19 protein-coding genes and 2 pseudogenes are annotated in these 15,897 nt (G+C 37.5%); 17 read left to right on the top strand and 4 right to left on the bottom strand.

The window, feature by feature from the left end:
* Positions 1 to 52 precede the first annotated feature (52 nt).
* The 16 genes and pseudogenes from ACWYN3_RS11610 (at position 53) to ACWYN3_RS11535 (ending at position 11,438) form a co-directional block, all read left to right on the top strand.
* Positions 53 to 343: a hypothetical protein gene (locus ACWYN3_RS11610; RefSeq protein ID WP_456221290.1), complete on the top strand. Its 291-nt coding sequence runs from the start codon at positions 53 to 55 to the stop codon at positions 341 to 343.
* Positions 316 to 675 carry a DJ-1/PfpI family protein gene (locus ACWYN3_RS11605; RefSeq protein WP_456221289.1) on the top strand — a complete coding sequence of 120 codons (360 nt, stop codon included), beginning with the start codon at positions 316 to 318 and terminating at the stop codon, positions 673 to 675. Before ACWYN3_RS11610 ends, ACWYN3_RS11605 begins: the two co-directional genes overlap by 28 nt.
* A gap of 31 nt (positions 676 to 706) precedes the next feature.
* A complete protein-coding gene (locus ACWYN3_RS11600; protein WP_456221288.1) occupies positions 707 to 1,597 on the top strand; it encodes a helix-turn-helix domain-containing protein in 891 nt (296 codons plus the stop codon).
* Positions 1,598 to 1,820: 223 nt separating this feature from the next.
* Entirely contained in the window at positions 1,821 to 2,363 is a 543-nt protein-coding gene (locus ACWYN3_RS11595) for a DUF6268 family outer membrane beta-barrel protein (protein ID WP_456221287.1), read from the top strand.
* 43 nt (positions 2,364 to 2,406) lie between these two features.
* Positions 2,407 to 2,664, top strand: coding sequence for a hypothetical protein (locus ACWYN3_RS11590; protein WP_456221286.1), 258 nt, complete (start codon positions 2,407 to 2,409; stop codon positions 2,662 to 2,664).
* A 411-nt stretch (positions 2,665 to 3,075) separates the two neighbouring features.
* Positions 3,076 to 3,909, top strand: a complete 834-nt coding sequence (locus ACWYN3_RS11585) for an NmrA family NAD(P)-binding protein (protein WP_456221285.1) — start codon at positions 3,076 to 3,078, stop codon at positions 3,907 to 3,909.
* Positions 3,910 to 4,041: 132 nt separating this feature from the next.
* Positions 4,042 to 4,398, top strand: coding sequence for an AraC family ligand binding domain-containing protein (locus tag ACWYN3_RS11580; RefSeq protein WP_456221284.1), 357 nt, complete (start codon positions 4,042 to 4,044; stop codon positions 4,396 to 4,398).
* On the top strand, positions 4,352 to 4,966 hold the full coding sequence (locus ACWYN3_RS11575; RefSeq protein ID WP_456221283.1) for a helix-turn-helix domain-containing protein: 615 nt from the start codon (positions 4,352 to 4,354) through the stop codon (positions 4,964 to 4,966). Before ACWYN3_RS11580 ends, ACWYN3_RS11575 begins: the two co-directional genes overlap by 47 nt.
* Positions 4,967 to 5,244: 278 nt before the next feature.
* Positions 5,245 to 6,354, top strand: a complete 1,110-nt coding sequence (locus ACWYN3_RS11570; protein ID WP_456221282.1) for a GMC family oxidoreductase — start codon at positions 5,245 to 5,247, stop codon at positions 6,352 to 6,354.
* Positions 6,355 to 6,367: 13 nt separating this feature from the next.
* A pseudogene (locus tag ACWYN3_RS11565) lies at positions 6,368 to 6,799 on the top strand (GMC oxidoreductase); the annotation flags it as partial.
* A 39-nt stretch (positions 6,800 to 6,838) separates the two neighbouring features.
* A complete protein-coding gene (locus ACWYN3_RS11560; RefSeq protein ID WP_456221281.1) occupies positions 6,839 to 7,351 on the top strand; it encodes an aldehyde dehydrogenase family protein in 513 nt (170 codons plus the stop codon).
* A pseudogene (locus ACWYN3_RS11555) lies at positions 7,333 to 8,288 on the top strand (aldehyde dehydrogenase family protein). The gene ACWYN3_RS11560 and the pseudogene ACWYN3_RS11555 overlap by 19 nt, the downstream one beginning before the upstream one ends.
* Before the next feature lie 30 nt (positions 8,289 to 8,318).
* Positions 8,319 to 9,413: a cytochrome P450 gene (locus ACWYN3_RS11550; RefSeq protein ID WP_456221280.1), complete on the top strand. Its 1,095-nt coding sequence runs from the start codon at positions 8,319 to 8,321 to the stop codon at positions 9,411 to 9,413.
* Between the two features lie 22 nt (positions 9,414 to 9,435).
* A complete protein-coding gene (locus ACWYN3_RS11545) occupies positions 9,436 to 9,987 on the top strand; it encodes a hypothetical protein (RefSeq protein WP_456221279.1) in 552 nt (183 codons plus the stop codon).
* A 74-nt stretch (positions 9,988 to 10,061) separates the two neighbouring features.
* Positions 10,062 to 10,832 (top strand): alpha/beta hydrolase, encoded by a 771-nt coding sequence (locus tag ACWYN3_RS11540; protein ID WP_456221278.1) that lies wholly within the window; start codon positions 10,062 to 10,064, stop codon positions 10,830 to 10,832.
* A gap of 39 nt (positions 10,833 to 10,871) precedes the next feature.
* Positions 10,872 to 11,438, top strand: coding sequence for an NADPH-dependent FMN reductase (locus ACWYN3_RS11535; RefSeq protein ID WP_456221277.1), 567 nt, complete (start codon positions 10,872 to 10,874; stop codon positions 11,436 to 11,438).
* A 25-nt stretch (positions 11,439 to 11,463) separates the two neighbouring features.
* Here the strand turns inward: ACWYN3_RS11535 and ACWYN3_RS11530 are convergent, their stop codons facing one another.
* Positions 11,464 to 11,688, bottom strand: coding sequence for a hypothetical protein (locus tag ACWYN3_RS11530; protein WP_456221276.1), 225 nt, complete (start codon positions 11,686 to 11,688; stop codon positions 11,464 to 11,466).
* Between the two features lie 459 nt (positions 11,689 to 12,147).
* On the opposite strand from ACWYN3_RS11530, the gene ACWYN3_RS11525 reads away from it, so the two are divergent.
* Positions 12,148 to 12,561: a putative signal transducing protein gene (locus ACWYN3_RS11525; RefSeq protein WP_456221275.1), complete on the top strand. Its 414-nt coding sequence runs from the start codon at positions 12,148 to 12,150 to the stop codon at positions 12,559 to 12,561.
* Positions 12,562 to 13,064: 503 nt separating this feature from the next.
* Here ACWYN3_RS11525 and ACWYN3_RS11520 read toward each other — a convergent pair.
* The 3 genes from ACWYN3_RS11520 to gcvPB form a co-directional block, all read right to left on the bottom strand.
* Positions 13,065 to 13,349, bottom strand: coding sequence for a hypothetical protein (locus ACWYN3_RS11520; RefSeq protein ID WP_456221274.1), 285 nt, complete (start codon positions 13,347 to 13,349; stop codon positions 13,065 to 13,067).
* Positions 13,349 to 14,290: an aminotransferase class I/II-fold pyridoxal phosphate-dependent enzyme gene (locus ACWYN3_RS11515; RefSeq protein ID WP_456221273.1), complete on the bottom strand. Its 942-nt coding sequence runs from the start codon at positions 14,288 to 14,290 to the stop codon at positions 13,349 to 13,351. The genes ACWYN3_RS11520 and ACWYN3_RS11515 overlap by 1 nt, the downstream gene beginning before the upstream one ends.
* 124 nt (positions 14,291 to 14,414) lie before the next feature.
* Positions 14,415 to 15,839 carry an aminomethyl-transferring glycine dehydrogenase subunit GcvPB gene (gcvPB, locus tag ACWYN3_RS11510; protein ID WP_456221272.1) on the bottom strand — a complete coding sequence of 475 codons (1,425 nt, stop codon included), beginning with the start codon at positions 15,837 to 15,839 and terminating at the stop codon, positions 14,415 to 14,417.
* Positions 15,840 to 15,897: the final 58 nt, after the last annotated feature.

Here is a 15,897-nt window from a genome sequence, read left to right as displayed (position 1 = left end):
TATTTATCCTGGTTCTTTTTATAATTATATCTTTGATGAAGAATTTTATACTTTGAGAATTATAAAAGAAGAAGTTATCCTGGTACTAATTAGTGAATTTGCTGATTGGGAGTCTGCTTTTGTTGCCGCTGCACTTAATGGGGGCTTGGCTGATGCTGACCCGGAAGGTAAAATAGCCCCTGAATATATAGTGAAAACTTTGTCATTGACAAAGAATTGTGCTGTCTCTTTTGGTGGTCTGAAAGTTATACCCGATTATGATATCCATTCTGTTCCTGCTGAATACGCTGCTCTGATACTGGTTGGAGGTTCTTCGTGGAGAGGCCCCGATATACTAACCTGATACTTCCTTTAGTGGAGGATGCTTTGGCAAAAGATGCCCTGGTAGGTGCAATTTGTGATGCTTCATTATTTTTAGGCGTTAATGGTTTTTTGAATGAAGTAAAACATACCAGTAATACGCTTAAAGATCTCAAAGCGTATAAGGGAACAAAGTATAACAATGAAATGAATTATCAAGAACAACAAGCTGTCCTTGACGGGAACATCGTGACTGCGAATGGAACCGCATTTCTGGAGTTTACCAAAGAAATTTTGTTGTATCCGGAGGCTTATAGTCCTGCGGAGATAGATAAATTTTATACGTTGTATAAAAAGGGATATCACAATCAATAATAGATATTATATGTGCTGCTAATTTTGTGCTGTGACTAAAATAAAGAGAATAACTCCAACAGATTTCAGGGGACAGTTTATGTCAGAAATGTCAGCTGATTTTGCGATTTTAAAGACGGCTGTTCAGATACATGATATAGAAAAGACCTCTGGTTTCATTAAAGTGCCAACACCATTGCATAGGCCTGAGTATAATTTCATTGTACATATTACCAGAGGAAGTGCAAAACAGCAGGTAGATGCTGATTTGGTGTCAATCAAAGAGAATGAAATCTTATTTGTCAGGCAAGGAAATGTAACCTCTTTAAAGGAGGTGAGCCCGGATGCTGCGGGGCATATGATTTTATTTGAAGACCAGACCCTTAATCAATTGTTATCAAAGCAAGAGCTCATTAAACTCTTTTCTGCGAATATAAGCATTCATTTATCGCAGGAGAGCAGTTCATGGCTAACATCTTTATTTGAACTGTTGAGCATCGAGCTTTATTACCCAAATCCAAACCTTAGCATCTGTTACTCTCTTTTGCAGGCGGGGCTACAAAAAATTTTTACTTCAAGTAAAGAACTGAATAAAAGTATTAACCGAAGTACTGAAATTACTTTCAATTTTAAGGAACTGGTTTACAAACACTATCTGCAACATAGGACGATCTTATTTTATGCCGGTGAGCTATCTGTTTCCGAAAACTATCTCCATAGATGTATCAAGGAGACTATTGGTGAAAGTCCAAAAGAATGGATCAACAAAGTAAGTATCCTGCAAAGCCAGCTACTTTTACAGGATCTGACCAAGAGCGTTTCTGAAATAGCTTTTGAGCTTAACTATGGAGATCCCAGTTATTTCGGGCGTCTCTTTAAAAAGATAACCGGAGTAACCCCCTCGGAATACCGAACTGCCTTTATGCAAGATTTGTCCGAATAAAGGATGGTTTAGTTTTAAAGTAACCCTCGTTTTCAGTCCACCTTTGTATTATTCAATCCAAAGAAAATGAAAACACTAATGACTGTTAGAAACTGCGGTATCAGGAATAACCTCCAAACTACCACTCACTGTAATTACAAAGCTATAGCCAAATGGCCATGCCTTGGTTTAATTGTTTTAACTCTCCTCTTTTCAAATAAAAGCCAGGGCCAGATTATTCAGGATGTGGGCGGTATTGCCGTCCGTCACTGCTCATAATAAAGCGACTTTTAAAGATCTGCCGTCAGAAAGTTCACTTACAGGGAATAAGTTTCAACTGAACACCTATGATGCATGGCTGCCTGTTCCTCCTTTTAGAATTGGCAGGACAAGCATTTTTAGTAATCTGAACTATCGTTTGATGGATTTCAATTATGAAAATAATACGATAGCTGATCCTAACCGCATTGAAAAAATTCATGAAATAAAATCTGTAATTATTATCCGGCACCCAATTTCAAGTAAATGGTCTGTTTTGGTAATAGCAATGCCAACCGTTGCAGCAGATTTTAAAAAATCTGTTTCTTTTGATGATCTGATCCTGGATGGAATACTCGGGGTATCGAAAAAATTTGGTACTGAATCGAATCTCGAAATTGGATTTGGGGTTCATGCTATGTATTCCTTCGGAGAGACTTTGATTACTCCTGGAATCTCAATTGATTATCGGAGTACAAATAATAAATGGTTGGCAGTTTTATTGGCCGAGGTTAAATATTCTCTATAATGTAAGTCCAAATACTCAAGTAGGTTTGGCTGGTTCAATAGACTTGACACGGTTTAATCTGAAAAATTATGGAGGTTATAATGGTAACGAGGTCGATTACGCTCAGTTCTCTACTATTCATGGCGGCCTACAGGTACATCAGCGTTTGACAGGAGGTATCTGGCTTCTGGCACAGGGTGGAATGGGGCTTTTAAATCGTTATGAATTGTTTGACACGAACCAAAAAACGGTGAATGATTTCTCTATTTCGAACATGGCTTACGGAAAAGCTGCGCTAACTTATCGTTTTGGCAGGAGATAAACAAAAATCCATTAAATATGAAAACCAGAAATTATCTTCCTTCAACTTTCAACCTGCGCGCACTGATCTCTGCAGCTGTGCCTGCTTATATATTTCCCACCTTAATGTCTTTTATATCAGGTTTTCTTCTTCGAAAAAATGAGCTTATGATGGCAAGTTATACGAGCTATATAGGTTTTCTTCCTTATTATCAACGGTATTTAGCTTTATTATACTTTGGCAATTCGATTCGAGACAGATCTTAGTAGAAAACAAGTTGATAAGATCCACGCTTGTCGTCTTTTTAATGATCTGTCTGGGAATGTTATGCACTTCAATACTCAAACTTCCATCAGAACGCTTTAATATAACATTATCTGCCTTTTTGGGCGCTGCAATATTGACGATCCGTCAACAAGTAAATAAATTATAATGATGAGAAAAATTAAACCTGCTATAGTTGTTTTTGGATGTACAGGTACTGTTGGAACAGAGGTAATGCGTCAACTAAATGATCGTGATTGTATGGTAAGAGGGGTTCTTAGAAGCCCTGAGCGTCCTTATCCGGTATTGACGGGCAGCCACGCATTGAATATCACTTATGTAAGTGCCGATTTAAATTCAAGCGGGCAACTTAAAGAAGCATGCATCGGGGCAGATGCATTATTTCTTTTAACTGCAACATCCCCGAACCAGGTAGAGCATGAAATTAACATAATTGATGCTGCCAGACAAAGCGGCATAAAACGAATAGTTAAGTTATCTGCACCGATTGTTCATTCACCGGCAAAGGTAGAGGTGAGCCAATGGCATAGTAAAATAGATGACTATCTTTCAAGCAATCTGGATGAATTTTGTTGCTTAAGACCCCATTCGTTTATGCAAAATTGGGAGCGAAATACATTTACAATCCAATATTTTGGTAAAATTTACGGGGCTTTAGGTAATGCTCAGCGAAATTATATTGATTGCCGTGATGTAGCAACGGTAGCGGTGAATTATTTATTAGCGACGGAAGAATTGAAGGAACGATCAGTCATTCTTGCGGGGCCTCAGGCCATTACAAATATAGAAATGGCAGCAAAACTATCCCGTATAACAGGCAATAAAATTGAATATGTGGATATTACGCCAGACGAACTATTTAGTCAATTAACCAGGAAAGCAAAATTACCCAAATGGCTGGGCTGGCTACCCATATTGTTGAGCTTGACGATTTGGCAATCAAAGTTCCCGAACCGGATAGTGATACAATTACAAACTTAATTTTAAGAAAACCGCGTATTATGGATGAATACCTGCAAGAATGCCGGCATCTTTTTAAAAGAAAGCCCCTTTGGAAGCTTTTGTTTTAGAATATTTAATAGATGGATTGTTGCAATTTTATATTAATCTTGTATGCCTCATAAAAATGAAGTGGAGAAAATAATAAATATGTCCAATATAAAGTCTTATCCTTTTAGCCCCATTAACAATCCTTTACAAAGCCTGCATTTCATTAAAATTTCTGAAAGAATTAGAAAAGGAGAAGGCCTCGTTGAAATAGCACACCGGACAGATTTCTACCTTATTAGTATTGTTAATGAAGGAACTTCTAAGCACATGATTGATTTTCAGGAGGTAACTGTAAATCGTGGTGATATTCTTATTATCACTCCCGGGCAGGTTCATAAATTTATAAATAATGAAGTTTTACGATGGGTTCGTGATGATTGCATTCCCAAAAGATTTTCTTTATCAATCGCTGCAGGATAAACACTTTTTAGATAATGCTCAAATCTTCAATAGTATTCGTGATGTTGCTAAACTTAACTTCATTGAATCGGAACTAGAAGCCATTATTGTTCATGTAGAAAGGATGGAAATTGAACTTTTGGCGCCATATGATGAATTCCAGGCGCTGATCCTCCGTAACGATTTATTCAACCTGTTGTTTTCTTTAGAACGGAGCTTCAAAAAGCTGAGTAATAGAGAAGTGCATTATAGAGGTTATTCTCAGGATTGTTTATATGTTATGAATTTTAAAAAATTGATTAGTCAAACATTCAGAAAGGAAACAACAGTGCAATATTATGCAAGAGAATTACATATCAGCGAAAGAACATTACAGAAGGCAGTAATGATGGTTCTTGGAAAATCACCTAAAGAACTTATTAATGAACAAATGATACTGGAGAGTAAGCGTTTATTAATTCACGGATCGATGAGCGTCAAAGAAGTTAGTTATGAATTAGGGTTTAAGGAACCTTCTAGCTTTACCAAGTTTTTCAAAACCAGAACAGGAATATTTCCTACACAATTTAAGGAAAATAAACCATCCTGAATTTACCACAATAATTCAATAAATCATTTAAGTCTATCCTATTTCTAAAGCCCTGTTCAACTATTTGACAGGGCTTTTTTTTATGGAGTTTATTTATTCGCAAATATCCATGATTTGTTCGGGTTTTCACCTTTTCCATGAACTGGTAAGAGATTAGATTTGCATAAGAATAAAATAAGTAAAGCGTAAAATTAAATTATAAAGCTGTGAGGTATATAGTTATAGCAGGAGTCTTCTCCTTATTTTCCAGGGATATTAATGCGCAAAATTTCAAGATAATGGATTCAAAAAACACAACAATGGCTACTACCATAGATTACGATTATGTAATAGTAGGTGCTGGATCTGCGGGAGCAGTATTGGGCAACAGGTTATCAGAAGATCCTTCTAAAAAAGTATTAATATTGGAAGCGGGCCCTATATTCGACAAGAAGGGCTATCCCGATATTATAGCAAGCAGCGATGTACTGGGAGCAAATGGAGATAGTCGTTATGAATGGGGTTATCAATCCACACCCGGTTATATTAAGAAACCCATTGGAGCTATTCGTGGAAAAGTATTAGGAGGAAGTTCCAGCGTCAACGGAGCTGTTGCAGTGCGTTCTCTTCCGGCAGATTTTGATCGCTGGACCCAAAAATATCACCTTCAAGGCTGGACCTGGGACGATGTGTTTCCTTACTACAAAAAAATGGAAGTATCAGATGTGTCAGATCAGCAATGGCATGGTGCTAATGGATTATTTCCTATACATCAAATGACAAAAGAAGAAATCAGCCCTATGCAGCTTGCGTTTATGAAAGCCACGGAAAATATTGGGTATGCCGAAATTTCAGACTTCAATGCCGGGAAACAACACGGTGTGGGTGCTTATCCCATGAATATCATCAACGGGGTGAGGTACAATACAGGAATGGCATATTTGGATGAAGCTGTACGTAACAGAAAGAACTTAACGGTCATTGGTGATGCATTAACGGATAAAGTTTTATTTGAAGACAAAAAAGCGATTGGGGTTTTAATTGCAGATGGACGTGTTTTTAAAGGTAAAGAAATCATTCTTTCGGCAGGAACCTACGGCAGTGCTGCTATACTACTGCGTTCGGGAGTTGGGCCAAGAGAAAGCCTTGTTGAATTGAACATTCCTTTAGTAGCAGAGTTGCCTGTTGGGAAAAAATTATATGATCATCCATTCTATTATAATGCCTACGCTTTGGACGCAGAAAAAGTAGAAAGACAAACGCCTGTGATTGGAGCAAAATTATGGACAAAATCTTCTTATGCAAAGCAGGGGGAGTTAGACCTGCATATTACAGCTACCCATTTGTTTCCCCATGAACAGAGCCCAACTCAAGTAGGATTTGTTCTGGCAGTAGCCTTAACTAACTAATCCAAAATCATCAGGCACGCTTACTATTTCAAGCAAAGACCCAAAAGTATCCCCGGTTATTGATTTAAATTTTCTGGCAGAAGAAGAAGATCAGAAAAGATTACTGGAAGGTATTAAGATTGCCCGGAGGATAGGTCGGACAGAGCCCTTTAAAAGTCTGACAACACAGGAGCTCAATCCGGGAAATGATATCACCAAAGACGAGGATATTATTGAATCCATGAAAAAGTCCCTGGATACCTATCATCATCCATTTTCAACAGTTCCGATGGGAGTGGAAAATAGCAAAGATGCTGTAGTTAATTTTTCAGGCAAAGTATATAAAACCAGGGGGTTACGTGTGGTAGATGCGTCCATATTTCCTGATGCTGTTTCGGCTGCTCCCAATCCAACCGTTATTATGATGGCTGAGAAAATTGCAGAAGAGATTAAAAATGGAAAGTAAAACCAAAAAATATTCAAACTAAAAATAACGCTATATAAAATGAAGACAGTACTCAATTGGATTAATGGAGATTGGATAGACAATGGTAACCACAAAGAGAGTTTCAATCCAGCCAGCGGATTGGCGATTGGAAAATATGCCGATGGTGGAAAAGCAGAAGCAGAACAAGCTATAGCTGCTGCTAAAGAAGCTTTCAAAAAAAGTGATTGGAAAACGAACCGTCATTTGCGATATAAAGTTTTAAACGAACTCGCAAATCAGTTTGAAGTATATCAAAATCAATTGGTGGATATACTTAGTTTAGAAAATGGAAAAGTAAGAGGGGAAGCAGAATTCGAATTTAGTTTGGTAGCCCCTAAACTAAGATATTATGCTGCTCAGGCACTAACACAAACGGGTCGTGCTTTGGAAACCAAACCTGGTTCGTATAGCATGGTACTTACAGAAGCAATTGGGGTTGCCGGAATTATTGCGCCCTGGAATTCACCACTTATTTTAATGATTCGCTCTTTAGCTCCAGCATTGGCAGCGGGATGTACCGTACCGTTGTGATTAAGATGCCGGCACAAACAGCACAAATCAATGCAAAAATTAACGAGGTTTTTGCGTCTGTTAAAAGCTTACCGAAGGGTGTAATCAATCAGTTTACCGAAAGCGGAAGTGAAGGTGCAGCTTTAATGGTGGAGTCTCCTGATGTGCCAACTATTTCTTACACTGGTAGTACTCAAACTGGAAAGATTTTAATGCGGAATGGTGCTTCACAGCTTAAGAAATTTGGATTTGAATTGGGAGGGAAAACGCCTATGCTTGTTTTTGATGATGCAAATCTGGATGTGGCAGTACCTGTATTGGAGAAAGCTATTACTGTTTTTGCTGGTCAGTTTTGTATGACGGGAAGCCGGATTTTGGTACAGAGAGGAATTAAGGATGAACTTGTTAGAAGATTGTCGGAAAGATTAGAAAATGTAAAAGTAGGTCCGGCTTCTGATCCTGAAAGTGATATGGGACCAATGATTGACAAAGAGAATGTGAATCGTGTAGATAAAGTGGAGAAAAAGCAATTGCAGAAGGTGCTAAGGTTTTGGTAAGAGGAGGGAAGATTACTAGTGGTCCATTGACTGCGGGTGCATTTTATCGCCCGGTATTATTGCTGGTAAATGATAATAAAATGTCGATTGTTCAGGACGAAACATTTGGCCCTATTGCTACTCTTCAGGTTTTTGAGACAGCAGAAGAAGCCATAGAATTGGCCAATGATAACATTTATGGGCTTGCTGCATCTGTATGGAGTCAGGATGTAGACCTTCCATTCAAAGTGATCAGAGCGCTGGAAGCCGGTACAGTATGGATCAATGAATGGGCGCAGGTAAATGACGAATTTGAGGAAGGTGGATATAAGTTAAGTGGAATTGGAAGGCTTAATGGAGTAGCTTCATTGGAAGATTTTCTGGAGCATAAACACATTTTTCACAGATCTGGTACTTTGTAGAAGAGTATTTATCAATTGCAGAGAAAAACGATGATAGACAATATAGATTTCAACTCAAAAGTATTCGCAACGAATCCTGAACTAATTTCGGCAGCGTTACGCAAGCAAAAAGGATTGTATCCCTATGAACTTCCAAACGGGACTAAGGCATGGTTAGTAACACGGCGTTCGGATGTAGAAGAAGTGCTTACAGAAAACGTCATATTTCGGGTGCAACCGGCAACAGAAGCTCAGTCATATCGACAAAATCCTTTCTCCGAGGCCATTCCAAAACCTTTACACTTATTAGCTACTGATGGTGCAGAGCATCAGAGATTAAGAGATCCTTTAGAAAAGTTTTTCACTAAAAAGGTATTGGAGAGTTATCGCGGGTTTATGACAACAGAGATTAAAAGTATGCTGTTCAATTGGAAAAAGGAAGAAATACATGATCTGGCAAAAGAGCTTTCCTATCTTGTTCCGGTAAAAGTAATTTCAAAGATGTTAGGCCTGGAATGGCGGGAGCATTTTCCTGAATATGCTATTTCTCTCCAACTGGTAAAAGGAAATCCTGAAGATCACTTGAAAAATGTAGTCTCATTTCATCAAATCATCAGTGAAGCTATAGCCGAAAAAAAAGATCTTAAGGGCAATGATATCATTTCTGTATTATTAGATGCTGATCTTTCGGAAGAAGAGGTGCTAAGTATGAGTCTGCTCTTGTTTATGGCAGGATCAGGAACAACGGCAAGTTTAATCAGCCAGGGGCTTCATCAAATTATAAGTAATAAAATACCACCACATGATAATCTTGCGGACGAAATATTGTTTCGAACTTCGCCGGCAAATAGTGCATTCCCAAGATACAGTCATCAGGATTATATGCTGTCTGATACTTTAATAAAAAAAGGAGATTTATTAATTGTGATATTGGCTTCTGCAAATTATGACTTGAAAAACGGAGAAGATCCCCTGAAAAATCATCTCTCTTTTAGCAAAGGTATACATCATTGTATTGGCTGGTATCTGGCAAAAATGGAAGCGGAAATTACGTATCAAAGTTTCTATGAATTCTTCTTCCGGAATCACAAATTGTATCGGAAGATTGGTTTATTAACCTTACTTCCAGAGATATTATTACAATGAATGTTCAATTGGGATAAGCGCAATGATCAGCACCTTTATTGTAAAATATAAGCTTAATAATACTAATGATATTCAAAGGAATCTTTGGTATCAAAAACTGATTGAAGCTACTAACAGGTCGAAGGGGTTCATAGACAGGAGTGAGTTATCCTCTGTAAACGGAGAAAAATTTCATACTGTAGTTCTGCGGTTTAATACATTCTATAATGCAAAGAAATGGATGAATTCAGACCTGCGCAGGCAGATTTTAAACGAAGCATCTATAGAAGATATTTCCGGGAAAGAAGAGGTTCTGCATAGTGGCAATCAGTTTTGGTTTCAAACAGATAGCAAAAAAAAGATCCCTGGCTGGAAACAAGTAATTGCATCATTTCTGGCTGTATATCCGCTGACGATATTTGTACCCAAAATAGTGGCTGTTTTATTTGCTAAACTAGATTTTTTGTCACCCATACTAAGTGGCATAGTGGTATCTGTTATAATTTCTGCTTTAATGGTATACATAGCTATACCGTTCATATTAAAGTTACTTAAAAAGTGGATGTATGATGTGTCTGACAAAGAGGGGATTTAGTTGGGAAAACCGAATAAGCTACTCAATTATTTAAGAGTGGTAGTTGAAATATAAAATATAAAAAAAAAAAAAGTATGAGAAAGAAAATATATATGGTGCTTTTGGCAGCAATTGCCTTAGTATTCAATTATTCTAAAATTAATGCGCAAAGCACAGAAAGTATGTTAAAAGTTAAGAATATAATCCTCGTACATGGGGCATTTGTGGATGGATCGGGCTGGAAAGGGGTATATGATATTCTGACCAGGAAAGGATACCATGTTGTTATTGCTCAAATTCCATTGACTTCGCTGCAGGATGATGCAGCAACTGTAAAAAGAGCTTTGGATAAAGTTGATGGATCGGCCGTTCTGGTAGGACATTCCTGGGGAGGCGCTGTGATTACCGAAGTGAGTAACCATCCGAAAGTAGCCGCTCTGGTTTATGTCACTGCTTTTCAGCCGGATATGGGTGAAGATACATGGAAATGGGTTTCATCTCAGCCAGCTTTACCAGAAAATGGTATTCTCCCGCCTGATAAAGAAGGCTTTTTATATTATGACAAAGAAAAATTCCATGCTGGATTTGCAGGTGGTCTTAGCCAGGAACAGGCTGTATTTATGGCAGATTCACAAAAGCCGATAGCCGCAGTATCTTTTACCACACCATTGTCTGCAGCAGCATGGCATACAAAGCCAGCATTTGGCATTGTGCCCACGGCTGATAAAAGTATTAATCCTCTAATACTTAGGGCGATGTATAAGAGGTCGGGAACAAAGATAACAGAGATTAAAGGAGGCAGCCATGCTGTATATATTTCACATCCAAAGGAAGTGGCGGCAGTTATCATGTCAGCCACCATATAGGTCTCTTTTAAGAAAAAATACAAAATTAAATCCAGAACAATGAAAATACTTGCCTTTGCAGGAAGCTCTTCTTCTTCTTCCATTAATCGGGAATTAGTTAAATACTGCCTCAGATATTTCACCACCAATGATGTTAGCCTGATTGATCTGAATGATTTTGAGATGCCGCTTTTTTCCATAGATGAAGAAAAAAAAAAAGGTTTCCCTGAAGCAGCTCACCAATTTATAAAAGAGATTGAATCATGCGATCTTATTATTTGTTCTCTTGCAGAACACAATAGAAGTTATACTACCGTATTTAAGAATATTTTTGACTGGCTTACCAGAATCAATATCAAACCTTTCCAAAACAAAAAAAAAAAAATGTTTTTAATGACAACCTCGCCGGGTGGTTTTGGAGGAAAGAATGTGATGGATACTGCCAGAAATGTATTTCCTCAATTTGGAGCTGAAATTATAGCATATTTTCTTTTACCAAAGTTTTATGAAAATTATGATTTGGAAAATGGAATCATAAATATATATAGAATTACAACAAGAGTTTATATCCGGAATACAAAGTGTAAAAGACAGAATTTAACAAATAATTGTCAACAGGCTAATTAGTTAATGAATTAGCCTGTTGATTAAGTTAGAGTGATTTTAAATCAATGGAAATTCTGGCTTTGTAGAATAATCTGCCAGGGTAACACAAGCCTTTAGCGCCATTGTTCATTCGGGCGGCAAATTTAATGATATTACTTCTATTATTCAACCCCTCGCCCCGTTCCCATTTTCCAACTGCTTGCGGGCTAATAAATAGAAATCCGGCAAGCTGTGTTAACACTTTGACCACACCAACAAGCGTATTGCTCAATACTTATAGGCACCTTGGAGCGTTGAAAAAATAGTAAACAGTTTGTTAGGAATATCCTTTATCCTTTGGCGGAAAAAAATAAAACAATATAGTTTCTTTTCTTATGCGGTAAATGAAGGATTACGACTGTCGGAAAAGGAGAAAGCAACCATCATTTCCATATTTTAAATTTATTTAAGAGGAGTTGTCCATTTCTATTGAGTTAATTTGATGGCCATGCAGGCCTGAGCTACTATTGTATTGTATGAGCAAAAATGATAATTACAATCAATTAGAAATTAGCCAAAATGGATGAATGTGTAGCTGTAATGAAGATGAAGAAGGGGAGCCTCTCAGATTTTTATATTTGAATTTTTAGGGACGCACCGAACCAATATAACATAGTTCATTGATTAAATATGGATTTATAGTTATATTTTTGTTCCAATTATAATGAATTATTGTTGATCTAAATTGAGAATGGATAATATCGTTGTGTTCGAAGTTTTCTATAATCCTATAGAAGCTAATATTGTAAAATCAAGGTTAATGGACTCAGGCATTCAGTGTTTTTTATCTGATGAAAATACTGTAACAATCAACCCTTTATATACGCAAGCCCTTGGTGGTGTTAAGCTACACCTTTTTGAAAGAGATGCTGGTTTGGCAAGAAGTATACTAGACGAAACATTTCCAATTTCAGAAACTGCCAAAGAAGGAGAAGAAGTAGGAGAATATGTTTGTCCCCAATGCGGATCCTGTCATGTTGGTTACGTTCAGGCAACTAAAAAGCGGTTCAGTATTTTGACTATGATAGTCTCTATAGTGCTGTTTGTTTATCCATTTCATGTGAAGAAAGTTTATCACTGTTTTGACTGTCTCTACGAGTATTAGTCAACCATATATGAAGCCAGTTTTCTTGCACGGCTCAAATTATTCCTTCATCCACATTTTGAGTGCATAACTGTAAGAGTTATCAATAAGTTTATAACTCGAAGGTATTTGTTTAATTGCTCCATGATAAGTGACCAGTCGTGTTCCGGATGGTTTTTTATCTAATTTCTGATAAACAAAATTTGAATGCGTTTGGGATATAGGTAATCAAAGCTTGTATCTTTATCAAAATAGACTAAGTTGATGGAATCAGTTTGCATGTGAATGTCAAAATTTAGGAAGGAGTTTTGGAAAGAAATCAGGATATGAACTGATATTTATCAGTTTAATAAATTCTACTTATTCCTTGATCCACATTCTAAGTGAATGATCATCAGAGGTTTCTATAAATTTGTAATTTGGAGGAATCTCCTCCAGTGAGCTATGATAAGTGACCAATCTTGTGCCTGATGGCCTGGTAATTAGTTCATTAAATAAATACTGTGTATGGATAGGTAAGTTTATTACATCTGATCTTGTTCAGTTTTTAATGTGCTTACACCTATCTTATCAAAAGCTTTCCTGATTTTTCTTACTGCTTCTTCAATTTGTCCGAACGTATGAGTTGCCATTAAAGAGAACCTTAATAGTGAAGAATTAGCTGACACAGCGGGAGAGACAACTGGATTTACAAATACACCTTCTTGCTGGAGACGTTTTGTTACTAAAAAGGTCTTATGATTATTACGAATGTAAATGGGGATTATCGGGCTTTCTGTTACGCCCACATCAAAACCTTCTTCTTGCATTAATTTAATGGCATGGCATAAGAAGTATTATCCCATAGTTTAACAATTCTTTCAGGTTCAGATTCTATAATATCAAGTGCGGCAAGTACACTTGCAACAGCCGATGGTGGCATGCTGGCACTAAATATAAGGGATCTGGCATTATGTCTTAAATAATCTATTGTAGTGTGATCACCAGCTACGAAGCCTCCTAACGAAGCCAATGATTTACTGAAAGTACCACTTATCAAATCTACTTCACTCGTTAAACCAAAATGTGACGCTGTACCTGCGCCATTTTTGCCAATGACTCCCAGACTATGCGCGTCATCAACAATAATATTTGCACCATATTCATGGGCTAAGGAAACAATTTCAGGTAATTTAACCAGATCGCCTTCCATGCTGAATATCCCATCTACTGCGATAACTTTAATTGCCTCTTCAGGTAAAAGACTTAGCTTACGGCGGAGGTCTTCCATATCGTTATGGGCATACTTTATTACCCGTGATAGAGATAAGCGGCAACCATCAATAATTGAAGCATGGTCATGGTCATGAGCGTCAAGTATCAGGTAATCATTTCGTCCGGTGATGCAAGATAATACACCTAAATTCACTTGAAAACCTGTACTAAAAAGTATAGCATCTTCTTTACCTGCATAATGAGCCAGACGTTTCTCCAGTTCTATATGTATGTCCAGAGTGCCATTTAAAAACCTTGACCCGGCACAACCTGTTCCATATTTATCAATTGCTTTTTTTGAGGCTTCCTTAATCTTAGGATGATTGGTTAATCCCAAATAGGAGTTCGATCCAAACATTAAAACTTTTTCTCCTTCAATAATTACCTCAGCATCCTGAGCAGATTCGATAGCCCTAAAATAGGGGTAAAGTCCAGCCTCTTTAATTGCAGAAGCATCTTTGAACTGAGAAATTTTTTGTTGTAATTTTTTAGGCATGTTTTAGGTTCGCTTTTGTCTTTTTTATAAACCTTAATTTTAATAAGGAGCCCCTAACCGGGGCTCCCAGGTTTAGTGGTGTGTTTTTAAGTATTCAGACTCTTTTCAGAATTTATGATATAGATTAACCTGCTATATAGCTTTCTATAGAAGGGCAAGTGCAGATTAAATTTCTGTCCCCTAGTGCGTTGTCTATTCTGCTTACTGATGGCCAGAACTTACTTCCTCTTGTCGAGTGAGTTGGGAATGCGGCCTTATCTCTGCTATATGGTTTATTCCAATCATCCTTTAAACATTCAGTCATAGTATGAGGAGCATTTTTCAATACATTATTTTGCTGGTTATATTCTTTCTGAATGATTTCGTCTATTTCACTCCTAATGGAGATCATTGCCTGGACAAACTTGTCAAGTTCATGCTTATTTTCACTTTCAGTTGGTTCAATCATAAGCGTGTCGTGAACGGGAAATCCAACAGTTGGCGCATGAAAACCATAATCCATTAATCGCTTTGCTATATCACCGACTTCAACTCCTGCCAATTGCTTGAATATGCCACAATCGATAATGAATTCATGTGCACATCGATCGTTTTTACCTGAAAACAGGATATTATAATATCCTTTTAGCGAATCCTTTAAATAATTTGCATTCAGAATAGCCGTTTTAGTTGATTCCACTAGTCCCACCGAACCAAGCATTTTGATATATCCATAAGAAATCAATAATACTAATGCGCTTCCAAAAGGTGCAGAAGAGACTGCCGAAATTGCATTTTCATTTTTAGCAATTGTAATGTGTGCCGGCAAAAATGGGACTAAATGCTCAGCAACAGCTATTGGGCCCATGCCTGGACCACCACCACCATGTGGAATGGCAAAAGTCTTGTGTAAGTTCAGATGACAAACATCGGCACCAATATAACCCGGACTAGTTAATCCTACCTGTGCATTCATATTAGCACCATCCATGTAAACCAAACCTCCATTTTCGTGAATTAATCCAACGATTTCCTTAATAGATGTTTCGTAAACGCCGTGAGTGGAAGGGTAAGTGATCATCAAACAACCCAATATGTCTTTATACTCTCTTGCTGCTTTATGACGAAGGTCATTTACATCGATATTCCCCTGTTCGTCACAGCCTACAATGACAATCTTCATTCCAGCCATAGCAGCAGAAGCTGGATTGGTTCCATGAGCTGATGATGGTATCAAAGTAATGTTTCTATGTTGATTATTATTGGTTTTATGGTAGGCCTTAATAACCATGAGTCCGGCATACTCACCCTGGGCACCTGAGTTAGGTTGAAAACTAATAGCTTTGAATCCTGTGATTTCACATAGATCTTTGCTTAATTCATCTATAATTTCTAAATAACCTTTAGCCTGACTCAAGGGAGCAAAGGGATGGATGTCCGTAAATTCCGGCCAGGTAAGTGGAAGTAATTCTGAGGCGGCATTTAATTTCATAGTACAGGACCCCAATGATATCATGCTATGTACGAGAGATAAATCTTTATTCTCCAGGCGTTTGATATAACGCATCATTTCGGTCTCACTGTGATATTTATTGAATACCGGGTGCTCAAGAAAGGACTGGTTCTAA

Source organism: Pedobacter sp. NJ-S-72 (assembly GCF_053890575.1).
Note: the sequence above shows the minus strand (reverse complement) of the source record. Positions and strands in the feature narration are given on the sequence as shown.